The sequence below is a fragment of the Salinifilum aidingensis genome, from assembly GCF_054782015.1.
This window is the reverse complement of sequence record NZ_BAAGTH010000014.1, coordinates 111136-130233: the sequence shown is the minus strand read 5'-3', so window position 1 is coordinate 130233 and position 19098 is coordinate 111136. Positions and strand designations below refer to the sequence as shown.

Sequence of the window (19098 nt, the reverse complement as noted above, 5' to 3'; positions counted from 1 at the left end):
CACCGCGCGTGCTCGCCCGGTAGCGGTCGGCGTCCACCCAGTCTCCTCGGGCAGCGATCGCACGCAACCGAGCGCGCCGGGCTGATGCATGTCGAACTGGAGTTCGCACGATGGTGTGCAACGCGGTCGACGTGCTGGCGAACTGCTGTTCGCTCCGCACATCCTGGGGCCATGACGAGCGGAGGAGTGCACGTGATCACAGGTGCTGCGGTGGTCGCAGGTGCAGCAGGTGTTGTGGAGGTCGCTGCGGCCGGAGGGGTTGCTGCGGGCGGGGCAGCGGGGCGCGCGCCGGCGGCGGTGCGCCCGGTGGCGGTGCTGCGCAGGTCCGGCACCGCGGCCCGGGCGCCACCAGGTGCGTGCCGCGCCGCCCGTTCGCCGGGCGGAGTGGCCGGCCGCACCGCCCGGTGGTCGCCCGGTGCTGTGATCATCCGGCGCTGTGCTCGACCGTCCGGTGCGGTGGCCGCCGTGCGGTGGCGTGCTGTCGCACGGGTGTTGTGAAACGTGTTCGGCGGACCTTGACAACTCCACAGTGGAGGCGCAGCTCGCGGGCCCGTGGCGGGTCGGGCGTCCCGCTCGTCCGGGGAGGGCCCGCTCGTCTGCGCAGCGGCGTCCCGTCCCGGTGCGGCGGATGGCGGGCGGTCTCGCGTGGCGCGGTGCTCGGGCGGCCCGGGGCGCCTCCTCAGGCGCTCTCCGCGGCGGGAGGCGCCTGGCCGGCCCGCTCGAGGGCGGCCCACGCCATGCCGTGCAGCAGTCCCGTCATGGCCTCGGTGTCGAGCTGGGCGCTGTGCGGCGTGGAGTTGATCAGCCCGAACACCGCGTGCGCCGTCGCGCGCGCGGTGTCGGCCGGCATCCCGGGGTAGCGCGCGCGCATCGCGTCGGCCCACACCTCGACGTACTCGCGCTGGAGCTCGCGGACCTGCCGCCGGCTCGGTTCCGCGAGGCTGTCGAGGTCGCGGAACTGCACGGTGATCAGCGCCTGGTCGGTGAGGGCGAACTCCACGTGCCAGCGCAGCAGCCGGTCCAGCGCCTCGCCGCTGTCCGCGGCGAGGCCGACGCGTTCGCGCGCCCCGTGCAGCAGCCGTTCGCTGATGCCGGTGAGCATTTCGGCCAGCACCGCTTCCTTGCTGCGGAAGTGGCGGTACAGCGCGGGCCCGCTGATGCCGACGACGGCTCCGATGTCGTCGATGCCGACGCCGTGGAAACCGTACTGCGCGAAGCGCTCCGCGGCCGCGGCGAGGATCTGCGTGCGGCGGGATTCCTGCGCGGATGGGTCCATGGCTGCGATGCTAGACGAGTGAGTTAGTGCACGTTAACATAGCCGCGTTAACGCGTACTAACGCGCTTTGCGGAGGTAGCCGTATGGAGGCGCCCGTCCTGGGCACCGCGGTGGACGTCCACGCGGAGGACTTCCAGCGCAACGCCGAGCACCACGCGCGGCTCGCCGCGGATCTGCGCGCGCGGCTCGACGCCGTGCGCGCGGGAGGTTCGCAGAAGGCGCGGGCGCGCCACGTCGAGCGCGGCAAACTGCTGCCGCGCGACCGGGTGGACGGGCTGCTCGACCGGGGAGCTCCCTTCCTGGAGCTCTCGCCGATGGCCGCGCACGGCATGTACGACGACGAAGCGCCCGGCGCCGGCATCATCACCGGCATCGGGCGGGTCGCCGGACGGGAGTGCGTCATCGTCGCCAACGACCCCACCGTCAAGGGCGGCACGTACTACCCCATGACGGTCAAGAAGCACCTCCGCGCGCAGGAGGTCGCGCTGCAGAACGCCCTGCCCTGCCTGTACCTGGTGGACTCCGGCGGGGCGTTCCTGCCGCGGCAGGACGAGGTGTTCCCGGACGCGGACCACTTCGGCCGCATCTTCTACAACCAGGCGACGATGTCGGCCCGCGGGATTCCGCAGCTCGCGGCGGTCCTCGGGTCGTGCACCGCGGGTGGGGCCTACGTGCCGGCGATGAGCGACCAGGCCGTCATCGTGCGCGACCAGGGCACGATCTTCCTCGGCGGGCCGCCGCTGGTGAAGGCGGCCACGGGCGAGGAGGTCAGCGCGGAGGAGCTCGGCGGCGGGCGGCTGCACACGCACACCTCCGGCGTGGCCGACCAGCTCGCCGCCGACGACGCCGACGCCCTGCGCCAGCTGCGCACGATCGTGAGCACCCTCGGGCCGCCCGCCGAGGCGCCGTGGCAGGTGCACGCGGCCGAGGAGCCCGCGGTCGACCCCGGGGACCTGTACGGCGTGGTGCCACCGGACACGCGCACTCCCTACGAGGTCCGCGAGATCATCGCGCGGCTGGTGGACGGCAGCCGCTTCGCCGAGTTCAAACCGGACTACGGCACGACGTTGGTGACCGGTTTCGCGCGCCTGCACGGGCACCCCGTGGGCGTCATCGCGAACAACGGGATCCTGTTCGGGGAGTCCGCGCAGAAGGGGGCGCACTTCATCGAGCTGTGCGACCAGCGCAGGACTCCGCTGGTGTTCCTGCAGAACATCTCCGGGTTCATGGTCGGCAAGGAGTACGAGGCCGGCGGTATCGCCAAGCACGGCGCGAAGATGGTCACCGCGGTGTCGTGCGCCCGCGTCCCCAAGTTCACGGTCGTGATCGGCGGCTCGTTCGGCGCGGGCAACTACTCGATGTGCGGGCGGGCCTACGAGCCGCGGATGCTCTGGATGTGGCCGAACGCGCGCATCTCGGTGATGGGCGGTGAGCAGGCGGCTTCGGTGCTGGCCACGGTGCGGCGCGAGCAGATGGAGCAGCGCGGCGAGGACTGGCCGGCCGCGGACGAGGAGGAGTTCAAGCAGCCCATCCGGGAGCAGTACGAGCACCAGGGGCACCCGTACTACTCGACCGCCCGCCTCTGGGACGACGGGGTGATCGACCCCCGCCAGACCCGGGACGTGCTCGGGCTGTCCCTGTCGGTGGCGGCGAACGCGCCGCTGGACCCCGCCTCGTACGGGGTCTTCCGGATGTGACGCCCTCGCACGTGATGCGAGCGCAGGTGTGACGTGGGGGCATCGGCAGTACCGGAACGCAGTGCCGGGAGGAGTGGACCAGTGGGCTTGTTCGACACCGTCCTCGTCGCCAACCGCGGGGAGATCGCCGTGCGCGTGATGCGCACGCTGCGCCGGCTCGGCATCCGCTCGGTGGGCGTGTACAGCGATGCCGATCGCGACGCGGCCCACGTGCGGGAGGCCGATGTCGCCGTGCACCTCGGGCCGAGCGTTGCCGAGAAGAGCTACTTGGACATCGCACGGCTCGTGGACGCGGCGCAGCGCACCGGTGCGGCGGCGGTGCACCCGGGGTACGGGTTCCTCTCGGAGAACGCGGAGTTCGCACGTGCGTGCGAGGCGGCGGGCCTGGTGTTCATCGGGCCGCCGGCCGAGGCGATCGACGCGATGGGGAACAAGATCCGGGCGAGGGAGACCGTTTCCGCGGCAGGTGTGCCCGTGGTGCCCGGGTACTCCGGCGCGGCTCAGGACGATGACCACCTCCTCGCCGCCGCCCGCGACATCGGTTTCCCCGTGCTGCTGAAACCCGCGGCGGGCGGTGGCGGCAAGGGCATGCGCGTGGTCACCGGGGAGGGCGAGTGGCCCGAGCTCATCGCCGCTGCACGCCGCGAGTCCGAAGCCGCGTTCGGGGACGCGACGATGCTGCTCGAGCGCTACGTCGCCCGGCCGCGGCACATCGAGGTCCAGGTGCTCGCCGACGCGCACGGCACGGTGCTGCACCTGGGCGAGCGCGAGTGCAGCCTGCAGCGGCGCCACCAGAAGATCGTCGAGGAGAGTCCCTCGGTGCTGCTGGGGCCGGAGGAGCGTGAGCGCATCGGGCGATCCGCCGCGGAGGTGGCCCGTGCGGTCGACTACGTCGGTGCGGGCACGGTCGAGTTCGTCGTCTCCGCGCAGCGGCCGGAGGAGTTCTTCTTCCTGGAGATGAACACTCGCCTGCAGGTCGAGCATCCGGTGACGGAGATGGTGGCCCGCTTCGACGGGGACGGGGGCATCGACCTCGTGGAGCAGCAGGTCCGCATCGCCGCGGGTGAGCAGCTGCCCTGGTGGCAGGAGCAGCTGCACCTGCACGGGCACGCCGTGGAGGCCCGGGTGTACGCCGAAGTCCCCGAACAGGACTTCGTGCCCGCGAGCGGGCGGGTGCACGCGCTGCACGAGCCGCACGGTCCGGGGGTCCGCGTGGACTCGGGGATCCGGGAGGGCAGCGTCGTCGGCACCGACTACGACCCGATGGTGGCCAAGATCGCCGGGTGGGGCGCGGACCGCGGTGAAGCCCTGCTGCGGCTCGACTCCGCGTTGGCCGAGACCGCCCTCCTGGGGGTGCGCACCAACATCGCGTTCCTGCGGACGCTGCTCGCCGACGCGGACGTGCGCTCCGGCGACATCGACACCGGCCTGGTCGAACGGGTGCGGGAGCGGTCCTCGCCTCCGGAGGCGCCCGAAGCGGTCTACGTCGCCGCTGCACTGGAACGGCGCCACGCGGCGGAACCGGCGGGGAGCGTGACCGACCCCTGGTCCGTCCCGAGCGGATGGCGTCTCGGCGAGCCCGCGTGGAGCCTGTGGCGCCTCTCCGCAGGTGAGGGCGAGCGCCGCGTGTACGTGCGCGGACGGGCGCACGACGCGCAGGTCGCCGTGGAGACGGCCGAGTACCGCGAGGCGGGGGCGGATGCGTCCGCGAACGCGCCCGCGACGGGCAGCGAGGTCGTTCCCGTCAGCCTCGCGGTGCGTGGTTCCGAGCTCCTGCTGTCGCTGCGCGGCCGCACCTGGCGGTACCGCTGGGCCCGGACCGAGGACGCGACGTGGCTCGCCGCCGACGGCCGGCAGTGGGAGATCGCCGAGCGGGACCTGCTCACCGATGCGAGCGCGGAGGTGGGCGCGTCCGAGGGCTCGGTGGTCAGCCCCATGCCGGGAACCGTGCTGACCGTGGACGTGTCCCCGGGGGAGCAGGTGCGCGCCGGCCAGCGGCTGTGCGTCGTCGAGGCGATGAAGATGGAGCACACGATCTCCGCGCCGTTCGACGGACTCGTCGCCGACGTCAGCGTCCGCGCAGGTGACTCGGTGCGGCTCGAGCAGGTTCTGGGGACCGTGAAACCCGTCGAGGAGGCTTGAATGGTGGATCACCGGCTCGATGCGGAGCACCGGCAGCTGTGCGAAACCGTGCGGGAGTTCGCGCGCAGCGAGGTCGCGCCCGTGATCGGGGACTACTACGAGCGCTGCGCGTTCCCCTACCCTCTGGTGCGTTCGATGGGGGAGATGGGGTTGTTCGGCCTGCCGCTGCCCGAGGAGTACGGGGGCATGGGCGGCGACTACTTCGCGCTGTGCCTGGCGCTCGAGGAGATCGCGCGTGTGGACTCCTCACTGGCGGTGACGCTGGAGGCGGGGGTGTCGCTCGGGGCGATGCCGGTGTACCGCTTCGGCGATGAGGAGCAGAAGGCCACCTGGCTGCCCCGGTTGAGCACGGGCGCCATCCTCGGCGCGTTCGGGCTGACCGAGCCGGACGGGGGGTCCGACGCGGGGGCAACGCGGACGACCGCGAAACTCGACGGCGCTGAGTGGGTGCTCAACGGGTCCAAGGAGTTCATCACGAACTCGGGAACCGAGATCACCGGGCTGATCACGGTGACGGCGGTGACCGGGCAGAAGGAGGACGGCGGCAAGGAGATCTCCACGATCATCGTGCCTGCGGGAACACCGGGGCTGACGGTGGCGGAGAAGTACTCCAAGGTCGGGTGGAACGCTTCCGACACGCACGCGCTGTCGTTCTCCGACTGCCGCGTTCCGTCGGAGAACCTCCTGGGAACGCGTGGGAAGGGGTACGCCCAGTTCCTGTCGATCCTGGAGGAGGGGCGTGTTGCGATCGCCGCGCTGGGGGTTGGTCTGGCGCAGGGCTGCGTCGACGAGTGCCGCCGCTACGCCGGCGAGCGCACTGCTTTCGGACGACCGATCGGGAAGAACCAGGCGATCCAGTTCAAGATCGCGGACATGGAGGCGCGGGCGCACACGGCTCGCCTGGCCTACTACGACGCCGCCTCCCGCATGGTCGGCGGTGACCCCTTCGGGCGGCAGGCGGCGATCGCCAAGCTCACCTCGTCGAACGCGGCGATGGACAACGCGCGGGACGCGACCCAGATCTTCGGCGGGTACGGGTTCATGAACGAAACCCCGGTGGGGCGGTTCTACAGGGACGCGAAGATCCTCGAAATCGGTGAGGGCACCAGCGAGGTGCAGCGGATGCTCATCGCGCGGGACCTCGGCGTCGAGGGGTGACCGGGCCGCCGCGGCCGCTCCACCATCGCGGGAGGTCCGCCCGGTGCGGGTGGAGGGCGGTGTCGCGCGGCAGGTTGCCGCCGCTCGGGTGAGCTGCAGCAGGTGCGCGTCCTGCGCCGATGCAGCCACCGCAGCAGCCGGGCGGACCGGTGTCTCAGCGGCCGAGCTGGCCGTGCGGGATCGTGATTTCCTCGGTCTGCTCGGGATCGGGCAGGCGGTTCCCGCTCCACGTCCTGGTGTGGGCGCCGTCGGGATTCACCGGCGGTTGGGCGGGTCTCGTTTCCACGCCGAAGTCCTGCTCCGGCCAGGCGTGCTCTTCGGGCATCGCCCCGGGGGCGTCGGTGGTGCGCACCGTGGCGGTCCTCGTGGGTTGCTCCGAATGCGCCGAGCGGGGCGCTGCTTCGTTCGTGGGTTCCTGGAGTGAGCCGTCGGGTTCGGCGAGGTGCTGCAGCACCCAGTCCCGCGCGAGCGCGGCTGGGGAAGTGCCCTGCTTGGCGGCGAGCTCCTTGAGGCGCTCGTTCGCGAGCAGCGGCAGGCGCAGCTGGTAGACCTGGGAGTTTCCGAACCTGCGCCCGGAGCCGGTGCTCTCCACGTCTTCTTCGGGAGTCAGCGCCGCGAGGTACGAGTCCAGCTCATGGTCGGCTTCAGCCACCTGTTCGTCCTGCCAGTCCGTGTCCTTCTGGCGGCGGTTGCTCTTCGCGCGTCCGAGTGCCACGCGCACACGATAACGGTTCGATTGCGGGACACGAGTCCGTGTGCGGCGAGTCACCCCGTCGTGGTGCAGGAAGACCCCCGCGCCAGGGGGAGGAGCGCGGGGGTGTGGAGGACATCCTCACTGAGGCTGACCGCGTCAGCAGGGTGGAGTCTCGCACGCGTGGGCGCGTTCGCACAGGGTGCGCGGGTGCGGCCCGACGTCCGCGCCGGGCGGAGAGCTTCCGACGTGTCGTGCATCACCGGGACTCACGCGGCGAGCTCGGTGCTGCTCTGCTTCGATGGGGCGTATCGCGGTGCTGGCAGCGGGGCTGCCGAGGAGGTCCAGTGTGGACTCCCCACCCGGGAAGGTCCAGCAAGATCCATTCCGGGTGCGTGGAACCGTTTGATTACTTTCCGTTTATAGTAAATCACTCTCTGGGGGGCTGCGGGGCTTCGCAACCTGTGGATAGCCTGCGGCCGACACCCGAGCCGGGGAGGCATCATGTACGGGTCGCTCGACGTGCGGAAATTCTTGTTGCAGCAGGGCGAGAGCCTCTCGCGGTCGTCCGCGGTGCCCGGTCCGCGCGAGGGGGATTCCCCGCGGATTTCGCAGGAGAAGATCCACCGCGCGCGCATTGCCGTGGCGCGGGGCGCGCACGACGCCGAAGACTGCCGGATGCTGTTGGACATGCTCGGCCTCACCCCGGACGAGGACGGCACTCCGCCGGCTGCGCGCTGAGTCGGTGGAGTTGCGATTTCCCGGGTGGTGCGCGGCGCCAGCGTGATCAGTGCTGCGCACGCGTCTTCTCGCGCGCCCGCGTGTGCGTGGCGTCCGTGTGCACCGGTTGTGCGGGCACGATGCTGACGCGGTAACTTCACGTGACGTAGTTGATCACTCTTTCGTGGGTTATGTCGTCCACGAGCGGGAACTCGCACGGGAGCCGCGCATGCCCCAGCAGCGCCGTGCTCGGGTGACGCGAGGTGCCATCCTCCTGGCTGCTGCCGAGGAGTTCGAGCGCATCGGCTACCCGGGGGCCACGCTCGGGGCGATCCTGCGGCGCAGCGGGGTGACCAAAGGTGCCTTCTACTTCCACTTCGATTCGAAGGAAGCCGTGGCCGGTGCGCTGGTCGGTGAGTACGAGGAAGTCTGCGCGCGGCTGTGGCGGTACTGGGCCGCGCGGCGTGTCGACCCCCTGTCGACGGCCGTGGGGCTGACCCGGGACGCCGCGGAAGCGCTCGAACGTGATGTGCGGGTCTGCGCAGGGCTGTACCTGGCCTGCGTGTGCGATGTCGCCCCTGCCGAGTCCGCTGCCCCCGAAGGGGTTGTCCGGCTGCCCCTCGTGTCGGCTGCGGAGAGCAGCGTGGTCTCCCGATTGCTGCGTCGGTCCGCGGAGCGGGGGCAGTTGCGCGCGGAGGTGGATCCGCTCGTGGTGGCGCGCCTCGTCCACGATGTGCTGCTCGGTCTCTGGTTCGACGGGGCGCCGCGAGAGGGGGGCGTCGCGCGCGTGACGGAGACGTGGCGTGCTCTCCTGCGCGGAGTGGCCGCCCCCGGTGTGCGAGCCGAGCTCTGCGGCTAGACGTGCTTGTTCGCGGGGGCGGCCCGCAGTGCTCCGCGGTGGGCGCTTCCGCGGCGCGGGGTGGTCGCCGAGCAGCGGGCATGCCGCAGCGACGACCGGGATGAGTTGCGGATCACAGTGTCGCCAACGAGCCCGACACGTCGCGACGAAGGGCCCGCGAGGCGGCTCGGTGAGCCCCAGCGGGTTCCGCGCGAGCGGAAAAGTGCAGGTCATCATGCTTTCTCGGGGTATCTCGCGGGAAAGGGGGACCCCCTGTGCGAGTCCGCCTTCGCGGTGTCGTAAGCTTTTACTGCTCCCAACGGAAGGCAGCCCGAGCGGGAAGCCGGTTGGAGGCAAGGTCGAGACGGCCAAGCCCCCATCGTCTAGTGGCCTAGGACGCCGCCCTTTCAAGGCGGTAACGCGGGTTCGAATCCCGTTGGGGGTACGATATAACTGAAGAGTTCGATGAACATGGCCCAGTGGCGCAGTCGGTTAGCGCGCCGCCCTGTCACGGCGGAGGTCGCGGGTTCGAGTCCCGTCTGGGTCGCCATAGCGGGCGGTGCGTCCGCCCCCGCACGGCCAGGTAGCTCAGTTGGTACGAGCGTCCGCCTGAAAAGCGGAAGGTCGGCGGTTCGACCCCGCCCCTGGCCACCGCGATGAGCTGCGAAAACGGCCTCCACGGAATCCCGTGGGGGCCGTTTCTCGCTCGTTGGTCTCAGTTCGAGGGCCAGAACTCCTGGTTCACAACCGCTACGGCCCGGTCGGCCTTCCAGGAACGTGCGCGCAGCGCAGTCATGCGCGCGGAGCGCTGCTCCGCGGTCCCCGAGTGGCCTGTGATCTCCCGCGCGTCCCGTTCAGGACCTGCGGGAATCACCAGGGCGGGGTCGTCGGGGCGACGTGGCGGTGAGACCGCGCACCCTCCGCCGCAGGTGCGCTCTTCCCCGCTCGGTTCGGTGCTGCAACGGCCTCCGGTTCGTTTCCCGTCACAAGCCGCAGCGCTGTCTCGTCTCGGTGTCGAGGGCCGTACCGGGGAGAGGAGCGTGGCACGATGCGGGTGTTCGTGGCAGGCGGTGCCGGGGTCATCGGGCGGAGCCTGGTGCCGCAGCTGGTGGCCCGAGGGCACCAGGTGACGGCGACGACGACGAGCGCGGGCAAACTGGGGCAGCTGGAGCAACTGGGCGCCGAGGGCGTCGTGATGGACGGGCTGGACGGCGGTGCTGTCGGTGAGGCCGTGGCCGCGGCCCGGCCGGACGTGATCGTGAACCAGATGACGGGACTGTCCACCGAGCACGCCGGCAAGCCGAACCTCAGCAGGCCCGAGCGCTTCTTCGCCGCCACCAACCGGCTGCGCGCGGAGGGGACCGATCACCTGCTGGCAGCTGCCGATGCGGCCGGCGTCTCCCACGTCGTCGCGCAGGGGCACGCGAGCATGAACGGTCTCCGCCAGGGCGGGCGAATCAAGACCGAGGAGGAGCCCCTGGAGGTGATCGAGGGGACGAAGGCGATCCGCCACCTCGAGGACGCGGTCGTCGGGGCCGGCGGCGCGGTGCTGCGTTACGGCGGGTTCTACGGCGCGGGTGCCAACGACGACCAGGTCAAGTTCGTGCGCAAGCGGATGTTCCCCCTGGTCGGGGCAGGAACGGGTTACTTCTCGTGGGTGCACGTCGACGACGCCGCCAGCGCGACCGTCCTGGCCGTGGAGCAGAAGGCGGCAGGTCTGTTCAACATCGTCGATGACGAGCCGGCGCCGGTCAGCGAGTGGCTCCCCCACCTGGCGCGGTGCGCCGGCGCCAAGCCGCCGCGGCGGCTCCCGGTGTGGCTGGCCCGCCTGCTGGCCGGCGAGATGGTGGTGGGCATGATGACCGAGGGACGCGGCTTCTCCAACGCCAAGGCCAGGCGGGAGCTCGGCTGGGAGCCGAAGTACCCGTCGTGGCGGCGGGGTTTCGAGGCAGAACTGGCATGACCCGGGCGAGGAGTTCGCGCAGTTGCGACCGCTCCCGCCTGGAGGGCCTCCGGCCGCGACCCCTGGCCACCGGTCGGAGCGGCGGGCCTCCGGGACTCGCGTCCGCTCAGTCGGCCTGCTCCGCGGAGCGGGGAGGCGCGGTCACCGCGGGGTGCCACCCCGTGAAGGTGAGATCGGCGGGTCCCCACTCGCCGGTGTTGGCCACGAGTCTGCCGTTGGCGCCGAGCCCGATGAGCGTGATGTCGCCGTTGGGCTCGGTGACCGCTGCGGGGTGATCGGTGACCACGCCGCCCAGGTCGGTCCAGCCTCCCCGCGGTCCGGGCCGCTCGGCCACGTGCACCGCGCCCGCGGCGTCCCGGGCGATCCGGATCAGGTCCGCGCGCCCCGGTCCCGCCTCGGCCAGTACCGGTTCGCCGATCCCGCCGGGACTGGGCAGCGCGCCCTGCTCGTCCCACCGGCCCTGCGGGGTGAGTGCGCGCTCGACCAGCTCACCACCGCGGTTCGTGCGCACCAGCAGCCGGATCCGACCGTCGCGGCCCCGCTCGGCCGCCGGTGCTCCCGCGGGGCTGACGGGGCCGATCGGCACCGCCTCGCTGCGTGCGGCCCCGTCCCGCGGAACCTCCCAGTGCAGCACCTGTTCCCGGGTAGCGGCGAACACGTGCACCGCACCTCCCCGGCCGGGGACCACCGAGAGGCCGTCCTGGACGTCGGCTCCGCCGAGGTCGGTCCACGGCTGCCACCGCAGGCTCCCGGGGGCGGTCTCCCGGCGGATGCTGACCCCGCCCGCGGCGTTCTTCAGCGCCAGCACGACCCGGCCTTCCGAGTCCACGGTGCCGGCGGGCTGTCCGTTCTGGGAGGGATCGGTCCCGCCGGGGGTGTCCAGGACCTGCCACCGCCGGGGCCAGGTTCCCTTCCGGTCCTGCCGCTTGACCAGGAGGCGCGCCCCGTCCTCGCGCTGCGCGACCAGCGTCAGCCGTCCCCGCCCCTCGCCCAGCACCGAGATCTGCGGGCGGAGGGGCCCGGGCAGCGGCCGCAGCTGCGGACCTCGCCAGGTGCCTCCCGCGGTGCGCGTCCAGTGCGCGAGGCCGCGCGCCTGCACGGAGAACGCCTGCACCCTGCCGTGCACGCCCCGCCCCGCCCACGTGCCGCGGCGCGGCCACCGGTAGGCGCTGCGGTCGCTCCACGTCTCGTAGATGCCTCCTTCGGTGAGCACGTCGTGCGCGGAGTACGCGGCGAACGCCTCCCGCGTCGTGCGCTTGTCCTGCTCGGACAGACCGCCCGGTGCGTCGGCGACGTTGTAGTCGCGGTAGGTCAGCACCGTCGGCGGGAAGGAGTCGGACCGATGCGCGGCGAGGGCCTCTTCGGCCAGCACCGCCCCCGCGACGTGGTCCGGGTGGTTGTGGAACCCGTCCCAGCTGGGCTGGTAGCGCTCGTCCGGCTGGTCGTCCTGCAGGCGCACCACGGTGGGCCGGAACCTGTCGAACAGGGTGGTGAGCGCGTTGACCACCGCCCTCCGGTCGTACGCCTGGGGACGCTGCGCTGCGGCACCGGCCGGAACCGTCGTGTTGACGGTGACCGACCCCTCCCGGTCCTGCATCAGCCGGGTCAGCGCGTGCTCACCGCGCTGCGTGTTCGCGTCCTCGGGCAGGTTCAGGAACACCAGCTTGACGTCTGGGGCTGCGCGCAGCGTGTTGAGCTCGGCGACACGTCCCTGCCCCACCGGGATCGTGCTGCGCTTCCAGTCGTTCGGCTTCCGGGCCATTTGCGCGTAGCTGGCCCGGGTGCCCTCCTGGCGCTCGGCGCTGTAGCGGGCCGGTTCGGCCACGTCGCTCTCGCCGGCGGTGAGGTAGATCCCGGTGGTGGGACGTCCGGCGCGCAGCCCTTCGGCCAGGTCGGGGTTCATGAACAGGACGTCGTCGTCGGGATGGGCCACGACCTGCACGTAGCGGGCCTGCGGGGGCGGGTGCGGTGTGGTCTCGCGCTGCGGGGGTGCCTGGCACGAGGCCAGGAGCGCGAGCACAGCCGCGATGGCGAGTCCGGCGGTCCTGCTCATCGGGGCACCCCGGCAGCCGCGGCACCGTCCCGGCGACGCGCACGGATCTGGTGGAGGCCGGCGCCGGCGGCCAGCAACGCCCCACCCGCGGCCGCCGTCAGCCCCAGGCGCATGTTCGGCGGGGTCCAGGTCAGCTCGAGGTGTCCCGGCCCGTGCTGCCCGGCGGGCAGCACGACTTCCAGCAAACCGGCCGGCCCGGCGCGCGCGGGGACCTCGACCCCGTTCCAGGTCGCGGTGTAGCCGGGCCAGGCGATCTTGGCGAAGACCAGCCGTCCGGTCCCGTCCCCGGTGCGGTCGACATCGGCGACTTCGCGGGTCGCGGTCTCGGAGACGTCCGAGCCCACGCGCAGGTTCGGTGAGCTCCAGCTGAGGTAACCCGTGCCGGCGGAGGCGACTTCGTCGCGCCGCAGCACGCTGACCCGTTCGTTGCGCTCGGCGAGGTGCCATCCCTCCGGCACGGCGGGCTGCGGGATGAGCTTGTGCTGGACGACGACCGTGTCGAGCAGCAGCAGGTCCGCGAGCTGGGCGTGCGCTCCCTCCGGTGGGCGCCACAGCGCGTCGTAGGCCTCCGGGCACGACGAGCCCTCGTAGCGCATGCACAGGAGGTCGGCGAACTCCCTGAAACCGATCCCGGTGTACGAGCCGAGGTTGTTAACCCCGGACGGGAGGTAGGAGTTGCCGACGGCCATGTCGCGCCACATCTCCCGCGGCCCGTCCGGTGGTTCCTCCTCGTTCAGCGCGGTGTCGGCGATCTGCAGCACGCGGCCCTCGTAGCGGTCCGCGTAGTTCTCCCGCATCTGCTGCGGGGAGCTCGGGAAGAAGTGGTGCAGGTCGGTGCTGCCACCGACGAACCAGAAGACCTGCGCGGAGAAGGTGAGCACCGTGCCGATCTGCAGCACCGCGCCCAGCCGCCGGGTCCCGCGCGTCCGGGAGGCCAGCACCGCAGCGGCGACCAGGATGCCGATCAGGAGCGCGAGGAAGACGGCGCGGCGCAGTGCTACGGGGTCGGGACTGCGCGCGGTGGTGAAGTACGTGGTCAGCAGCAGCACGATCGCCGTGCCGGCGGCACGGTAGCGCCAGCGGTCCAGCCGCAGCCCGGCGGTGAGCACCACGGCCAGCAGGACGGCCGCGGCGAGGTATCCGTAGTGCACCACCCGCAGCGGCCAGCGGAACATCCACACCTCGGAGGGCCCGAGGATCGCCAGCAGGTACCCGGCCGCGATCACGAACACCCCGGACAGCTCGCGCCAGCGCCTGCGCAGCACGGTCCAGTCGCACCAGAACGCCAGCGGGACGGCGAACCAGCAGAAGTACACCGCGGGTACGCCCACGTCGGGGACGTCCGGGACGTAGGTCGGCATGCTGAGGTTGAGCAGGTCGCCGAGGTGCGGCGCCAGCTCCCCCGTGTTGCTCACCCCCGCGGAGGTACGCCAGGTCATGTGGCTGGTGCGCACCAGCGGCAGGTAGACGAGGGGCACGACCGCCCCGATCGCCGCGGACACCAGCAACAACCGCCGGACCCCGGCCCAGCTCCGCTGCAGCCCGGCCTCGAGCAGCGCAGCGCCGAGCACCGCGCAGACGCCGAGCAGGCCGTAGGGGTTGCCGGCGGTCACGGCGAGCGCACCGAGCAGGAACACCCAGAAGGCGTTGGTGCGGCCGCGCATCGTGCGGCGAGCGGCCAGCCAGACGAACGGCACCCACACGAACGCCAGCAGCGCCGCGGGCCACTTCGCCACGTCGTAGTAGAGCAGGGAACCGGCGAACGGCAGCGCTGTGGCGAGCGCGCTCGCCGGCCAGCGGGCCGCCCCGTACTCGCGGCACACCAGGTAGCAGCCCAGTCCCAGCGCTGCGAGAGCGATGGTCCGCACGACGATGCCGGCGACCCCCAGGTCCGAGGCGAACGAAACCCCCACCCACACCAGGGCGTGGACCGGGTTCCAGATGCCGAACAGCGTTTCGGCGGCGAGGTTTCCGCCCATCAGCAGGTCCGGTTCCAGCAGCGGCGGCCAGACACCGTCCCGGACCTGGTGGCCCAGGTGGTACCACATGGGCAGGATCTGGTTGGCCGCGTCGTCGGCGAAGTAGAACCAGCCCGGGCGCAGGACGGGCAGCTGCGCGAGGGCGGCGATGAGCAGGCAGGTGATCACCGGTGCTGCCAGGCATCCGCGGTCGCGGGTGCGACCGCGGCTGCGGTCGACGGCGGGCGGCCGGGTGGTGGCCTTCTCAGCGGGGTCGACTGCGACGCTGCGCGTCACCATGATTTCCCAATCGTCAGCGAATCTTCGGGGGCTGCGCTGGGCGCGCGGTTCGGGGAGGTCAGGATCAACCGGCTCACCAGGTAGGTGGCCGGGGTGGCGAGCAGTCCGCCCAGCACGGTCGAGAGCAGGGGGTGGATGCCGGCCACTTCGACCAGCAGCCACATCGCGGTGGCGCTGACGGCGAGGTTGGTGGCGTTCGACGCCGGGTACAGCAGGAAGGTGCGCAGTCGTGGCCGGACATGGAAGGTGAAGCGGCAGTTGAGCAGGTAGGACGCCGACATCGCCACGGTCGTGGCGAGCACGTGCGCGAGCAGGTACGGGACCAGCAGCCAGGCCGCCAGGTAGACCAGGTAGTGCACGGCCGTGTTCACGGCTCCCACCACGACGAAGCGTCCGAACTTGCCGGTTTCGCTCACTCCGCGCACGAGCGTCCCCCGGTTCCCGTGGCGGGATCGGCGACCAGCGGGTCCTCCTCGGCGGGGCGGCGCGGCGCGATCAGGCGGGGGAAGGAGCTGACGCCCTTCGGCAAGGCCGGCTGCTGGCTCACCGAGCCGCCGGACTCCTCGACGAAGTAGTGCGGCCGGTTCTTCGTCTCGAAGTAGATGCGCCCCACGTACTCGCCGATCACGCCCAGGAACAGCAACTGCATCCCGCCGAACCCGGCGATGCCGACCATCAGGGTGGCGTATCCCGGGACTCCCGGTTCGCCGGTCAGCCCGGAGATGACCACGTACACGGCGTAGACGAAGGCCAGCAGCGTGACCGCGCTGCCGAGGTATATCGCGGCGCGGAGCGGTTTGCTGTTGAACGAGATCACGCCGTCGATCCCGTAGTTGACGAGCTTGCCGAAGCTGAAACCGGATTCGTCGTACTTCCGGGTGACGTTGCGGTAGGGCAGGGTTGTGGTGCGAAAGCCCGCCCACGCGAACAGGCCCTTGGAGAACCGGTTGCTCTCGGGCATGGACAGCACGGCATCGGCGGCCCGGCGGGAGAGCACGCGGAAGTCGCCCGCACCGTCCTCGAGCGGGACGTCGGCGAGCTTGTTGACCCCGAGGTAGTACATCTTGGACAGCAGTGATCTGGTCCGCGGTTCCCCGTGCCGGTCTCGGCGCGCGACGACCTGGTCGTAACCGGACTCCAGCAGCACGAGCATGTCGTTGATCAGCCGCGGCGGGTGCTGCAGGTCCGCGTCCATGAGCAGCACCCGGTCGCCGGTGGCTTCGCGGATTCCGGCGAGCAGCGCGGCCTCCTTGCCGAAGTTGCGGCTCAGCGACAGGTACCTGTAGTGCCGGTCCAGAGAGCTCAGCCGCCGGGCTTCCTCGAGCGTGCCGTCGGAACTGCCGTCGTCGACGAGCACGACCTCGTACTGCCCCACGAGCTCAGGCAGCACGGTGTTGAGCTCGTCGCGGAGCTCCTTCAGGCCGCGTTCTTCGTTGAAGCACGGAACCACAACAGAAAGATCCATGATCGCTCTCGCGCAAGATCGGTAAATCCGGAAATCAACTCTGCTGAAATCGATCACTCGGCAGGCGCTGCTAAACCCCCGAGGGGCGGTTCGGCGGAGCCGGGTCGAGTTGCGCGCGAAAATGATCTGCCGCAGCTTTCTCGGTGCGCGCGCCCCGTTTTCCGGAAATTGATCTCCACGTTCGCTCCGGTGTGCGTGTTTTCCGCGGATCCGTTGCTGCGGTGGTGTTTCCGCGTGTCGAGGCGTAGCATTCGCCACCTCCGAGATCGTCGCGGCCGGACCGGGTGATGGCAGGGCGGAACGGTTCGTGCATCTGCCGGGCGCGCCGGTCACCGAATTCCCGTTCGCCTATCGATCAGGTCCCGATTGACGGTAATCGAGGCGCATCCCGGCCGCACACCGACATCATTCCGGCCACTCCATAGCGTGATCTGTGCACGCGGGACGAGCCGGACGCGTTCGGGGGCTCGGCGGGTGTTGCCGCCGACGACTCGGCGCGCTGCGCCGCAGGCGGTCCCCTTTTCGCCCGCGCCAGCACGTTTCGCGCCCGCAGCGAGGGGCGCGGAGGCGGGGTTCGCGAGGAGGGGCTCGCGAAGAAGGCGCCCCCGCGCTCAACCGGCCTGGGGGGCACCGGGAGTGCGGGGGCGCCGAAGGTCCACCTCTGGGGGTCAGGTGGACTGATCACAACACTACGCGGAAGTAGGGTGCCTGTCGTCTTCCGCGCGACATTTTGAAGGTTGGACATCTCACGCTGCAGAGGGTTGCGGCTCCCGAGTGGCGCGGTTCACTCCAGCGCACGCTGTGATCAGCAGTTCCGCCGCCGGCGAGGGCGACGCGCGGTGGCGGTTCCACCGGTGGTTTGGGGCGGTCCTGCCCGCCGGCGCGGCCCCTCGTCGCGTCGGCAGGCGCCCCTCGTGCCCGGTGGCGCGGGGCAGCGGCACCGGGTCGGATGCCGGACCGGGAGCACCCGGTCCCGGGTGGGCCGGCGCGGTGGCCCGTCCGGGACTCGTCGGGGCGCTTCGATGGTGCCGCGACTCGCGGCAGATCACCGGATGGGACCTCCGCGTCGCGCGGCCGGAGGGCGCTCCTCCGCCGCGCGGGCGGCACCGGGTGGCGGGAGAGCTCCGGTCGGGTCGCGGAGAGCGGTGCGCGGGACGGGTCGGGCGCGGGACCGGTTGCGCACGGGGTGGGTTGCGCGCCTTCCCGGGCCCGGAGCCGTCCGCTCGTGCGGTTTCGGTGCAGCGCGTGCGGCGTCCGAGGCGTCGGGGTGGTGATGAGCACGCCGACGCGCCGCGCAGCAACAGGATCCGAGCGATATGACCCGTTCGGAGGGAAATGCTTCATGATCGAATCCAAACGCCTCCTCCGTCCCTCTAAGAAGAAGACGAACGTTGACTGGGGAGTGGAGGTGTCCCATGGCCGAGACGGCTCGGTCGACGAGGAGCACGTGCACGGGGAGCTACACGAGCACTGGGGCTGAGACGAGCACTGGGGTTCAGGCGAGCACTGGGGTTGAGACGAGCACTGGGGTTGAGACGAGCACTGGGGTTCAGGCGAGCACTGGGGTTCAGGCGAGCACTGGGGTTGAGACGAGCACTGGGGTTGAGACGAGCACTGGGGTTGAGACGAGCACTGGGGTCGAGGAACGTGCTGGGGCAGGCGCGGAGACCGGAGGAGGTGGCGGTGCCGTCGGTGGGGAGTGCGCCGGATCCGCGGGGCCGAAGCGGCTCGACGGGGAGAGCGTTGAGGACAGCGGTGCTCTCGTCCGGCGTGCCGTGCGCGGCGATGAGGAGGCGTGGCGTCGGCTGGTGAATCGGCACGGCCCCGCCGTGTGGAACCTGGTCAGGACGCGGACCGACAGCCGCGCCGATGCCGAGGACGTGTACCAGGCGACGTGGTTGCTGCTCGCGGAGAACCTGGAGCGGCTGCGGGACCCGGATGCCGTGCTGGCGTGGCTGGTCACCACGGCCCGTCGGGAGTCCGGGCGAGCGCGGCGCAGCCGGCGGCACGAATCGCCGGTCGGTCATTTCGGGGTGGACTTCGACCGGGCGCAGTCCGAGGACCCGCAGCAGGCACTGCTGAGCAAGATCGCGAATTCGCGGTTGGGCGCGGCCTTCGCGCGCCTGCAGCCGGGGTGCCAACGCCTGCTCCGCGTGCTCGCGGTGACGCCGGAGGCGAGCTACGCGCAGATCAGCGATTCCCTCGGGATTCCACACGGGACGATCGGCCCGAAGAAGTCGCGGTGCCTGACCTACTTGCGGCAGCAGCTCGCGCTCGTGGAGGAGCAGACCGAGGAGGTGGCATGAGGGACATGACTTTCCACCGCGCCACCGACCGCAGGGGCGAGACCGCGCCACCCGGGCAGGTGCGCAAACCGCCGGAACTGCGCGAACTGGGGGAGCTGCTCGACTCCTGCGATCCGGTCCCACCGGAAGTGCTGCACACCGCCTACGCCGCGGTCCGGCGGCGGTGGAGCGGCCGGACTCGCGCGCTCTCGCTCGTCGGTGACGCCGTGCGGACCTCATCGGTGCGCTCGGGCGGCAGCGCTCGTGTGCTGACGTTCCGGATGGAGGCGCACGTGCTCGAGATGGACGTGTGCGAGACGTGCCCGGGCTGGTGCGCCGTCCGCGGCAGCGTCCTGCCCGCGGACGGTGCGGATGCCCCGGGTGGTGATGTGGTGCTGCGGCACGCCGCGGGCGACAGCGCTGCCGAGTTGGACGAGTTCGGGGGATTCCACCTCTCGTGGGTGGCACGAGGGCCGTTGAGCGTGGTGTTCCGGGCGGGCGGGGAGCTGCCCGCGGTCGCGGATTGGTTGGTCTGTTGAGCGCGTCGGCGGT

The 19098-nt window shown here is 71.4% G+C and carries 14 protein-coding genes and 3 tRNA genes; 11 read left to right on the top strand and 6 right to left on the bottom strand.

The features are described from left to right. Positions 1-679 precede the first annotated feature (679 nt). A complete protein-coding gene (locus ACYVJE_RS18690; RefSeq protein ID WP_461145455.1) occupies positions 680-1276 on the bottom strand; it encodes an SACE_7040 family transcriptional regulator in 597 nt (198 codons plus the stop codon). A gap of 83 nt (positions 1277-1359) precedes the next feature. On the opposite strand from ACYVJE_RS18690, the gene ACYVJE_RS18685 reads away from it, so the two are divergent. The 3 genes from ACYVJE_RS18685 to ACYVJE_RS18675 all read left to right on the top strand — a co-directional run bounded on the left by ACYVJE_RS18685 (position 1360) and on the right by ACYVJE_RS18675 (position 6273). Then, positions 1360-2973: a carboxyl transferase domain-containing protein gene (locus tag ACYVJE_RS18685; protein ID WP_461145454.1), complete on the top strand. Its 1614-nt coding sequence runs from the start codon at positions 1360-1362 to the stop codon at positions 2971-2973. An 87-nt stretch (positions 2974-3060) separates the two neighbouring features. Beyond that, on the top strand, positions 3061-5115 hold the full coding sequence (locus ACYVJE_RS18680; protein WP_461145478.1) for an acetyl/propionyl/methylcrotonyl-CoA carboxylase subunit alpha: 2055 nt from the start codon (positions 3061-3063) through the stop codon (positions 5113-5115). Beyond that, entirely contained in the window at positions 5116-6273 is a 1158-nt protein-coding gene (locus ACYVJE_RS18675; protein WP_461145453.1) for an acyl-CoA dehydrogenase family protein, read from the top strand. 154 nt (positions 6274-6427) lie between these two features. Here the strand turns inward: ACYVJE_RS18675 and ACYVJE_RS18670 are convergent, their stop codons facing one another. Next, positions 6428-6988, bottom strand: a complete 561-nt coding sequence (locus tag ACYVJE_RS18670; protein WP_461145452.1) for a hypothetical protein — start codon at positions 6986-6988, stop codon at positions 6428-6430. 480 nt (positions 6989-7468) lie between these two features. Between ACYVJE_RS18670 and ACYVJE_RS18665 the strand changes: the two genes are divergently transcribed. The 6 genes from ACYVJE_RS18665 (at position 7469) to ACYVJE_RS18640 (ending at position 10485) form a co-directional block, all read left to right on the top strand. Then, complete coding sequence (locus ACYVJE_RS18665; protein ID WP_459157564.1) at positions 7469-7705, top strand: hypothetical protein; 237 nt, start codon at positions 7469-7471, stop codon at positions 7703-7705. A gap of 208 nt (positions 7706-7913) precedes the next feature. Continuing rightward, positions 7914-8543, top strand: coding sequence for a TetR family transcriptional regulator (locus ACYVJE_RS18660; RefSeq protein ID WP_461145451.1), 630 nt, complete (start codon positions 7914-7916; stop codon positions 8541-8543). 351 nt (positions 8544-8894) lie between these two features. Then, positions 8895-8967: transfer RNA gene (locus ACYVJE_RS18655), tRNA-Glu, on the top strand. Positions 8968-8995: 28 nt separating this feature from the next. Beyond that, positions 8996-9072, top strand: a tRNA-Asp gene (locus ACYVJE_RS18650). A gap of 27 nt (positions 9073-9099) precedes the next feature. After that, positions 9100-9173: transfer RNA gene (locus ACYVJE_RS18645), tRNA-Phe, on the top strand. Between the two features lie 397 nt (positions 9174-9570). Further along, a complete protein-coding gene (locus ACYVJE_RS18640) occupies positions 9571-10485 on the top strand; it encodes an NAD-dependent epimerase/dehydratase family protein (RefSeq protein ID WP_461145450.1) in 915 nt (304 codons plus the stop codon). Between the two features lie 106 nt (positions 10486-10591). On the opposite strand, the gene ACYVJE_RS18635 is transcribed toward ACYVJE_RS18640, so the two are convergent. The 4 genes from ACYVJE_RS18635 to ACYVJE_RS18620 are packed head-to-tail and all read right to left on the bottom strand — an operon-like array spanning position 10592 to position 16261. Further along, on the bottom strand, positions 10592-12538 hold the full coding sequence (locus tag ACYVJE_RS18635; protein ID WP_461145449.1) for a PIG-L family deacetylase: 1947 nt from the start codon (positions 12536-12538) through the stop codon (positions 10592-10594). Continuing rightward, positions 12535-14796: a hypothetical protein gene (locus tag ACYVJE_RS18630; RefSeq protein WP_461145448.1), complete on the bottom strand. Its 2262-nt coding sequence runs from the start codon at positions 14794-14796 to the stop codon at positions 12535-12537. The genes ACYVJE_RS18635 and ACYVJE_RS18630 overlap by 4 nt, the downstream gene beginning before the upstream one ends. Beyond that, positions 14790-15212: a GtrA family protein gene (locus ACYVJE_RS18625; protein WP_459157559.1), complete on the bottom strand. Its 423-nt coding sequence runs from the start codon at positions 15210-15212 to the stop codon at positions 14790-14792. Before ACYVJE_RS18625 ends, ACYVJE_RS18630 begins: the two co-directional genes overlap by 7 nt. Further along, complete coding sequence (locus tag ACYVJE_RS18620; protein WP_461145447.1) at positions 15209-16261, bottom strand: glycosyltransferase family 2 protein; 1053 nt, start codon at positions 16259-16261, stop codon at positions 15209-15211. Before ACYVJE_RS18620 ends, ACYVJE_RS18625 begins: the two co-directional genes overlap by 4 nt. 1775 nt (positions 16262-18036) lie before the next feature. Between ACYVJE_RS18620 and ACYVJE_RS18615 the strand changes: the two genes are divergently transcribed. Together ACYVJE_RS18615 and ACYVJE_RS18610 are read left to right on the top strand one after the other, a co-directional pair. Then, on the top strand, positions 18037-18567 hold the full coding sequence (locus tag ACYVJE_RS18615) for an RNA polymerase sigma factor (RefSeq protein WP_461145446.1): 531 nt from the start codon (positions 18037-18039) through the stop codon (positions 18565-18567). Beyond that, on the top strand, positions 18564-19085 hold the full coding sequence (locus tag ACYVJE_RS18610) for a hypothetical protein (RefSeq protein ID WP_461145445.1): 522 nt from the start codon (positions 18564-18566) through the stop codon (positions 19083-19085). Before ACYVJE_RS18615 ends, ACYVJE_RS18610 begins: the two co-directional genes overlap by 4 nt. Positions 19086-19098 lie beyond the last annotated feature (13 nt).

Excerpts from the sequence above, each read along its gene's own strand:
- ACYVJE_RS18620 (WP_461145447.1), bottom strand. The coding sequence starts at position 16,261 with ATGGATCTTTCTGTTGTGGTTCCGTGCTTCAACGAAGAACGCGGCCTG.
- ACYVJE_RS18675 (WP_461145453.1), top strand. The coding sequence starts at position 5,116 with ATGGTGGATCACCGGCTCGATGCGGAGCACCGGCAGCTGTGCGAAACC.
- ACYVJE_RS18635 (WP_461145449.1), bottom strand. The coding sequence starts at position 12,538 with ATGAGCAGGACCGCCGGACTCGCCATCGCGGCTGTGCTCGCGCTCCTG.
- ACYVJE_RS18685 (WP_461145454.1), top strand. The coding sequence starts at position 1,360 with ATGGAGGCGCCCGTCCTGGGCACCGCGGTGGACGTCCACGCGGAGGAC.
- ACYVJE_RS18665 (WP_459157564.1), top strand. The coding sequence starts at position 7,469 with ATGTACGGGTCGCTCGACGTGCGGAAATTCTTGTTGCAGCAGGGCGAG.
- ACYVJE_RS18610 (WP_461145445.1), top strand. The coding sequence starts at position 18,564 with ATGAGGGACATGACTTTCCACCGCGCCACCGACCGCAGGGGCGAGACC.
- ACYVJE_RS18640 (WP_461145450.1), top strand. The coding sequence starts at position 9,571 with ATGCGGGTGTTCGTGGCAGGCGGTGCCGGGGTCATCGGGCGGAGCCTG.
- ACYVJE_RS18690 (WP_461145455.1), bottom strand. The coding sequence starts at position 1,276 with ATGGACCCATCCGCGCAGGAATCCCGCCGCACGCAGATCCTCGCCGCG.
- ACYVJE_RS18660 (WP_461145451.1), top strand. The coding sequence starts at position 7,914 with ATGCCCCAGCAGCGCCGTGCTCGGGTGACGCGAGGTGCCATCCTCCTG.
- ACYVJE_RS18630 (WP_461145448.1), bottom strand. The coding sequence starts at position 14,796 with ATGGTGACGCGCAGCGTCGCAGTCGACCCCGCTGAGAAGGCCACCACC.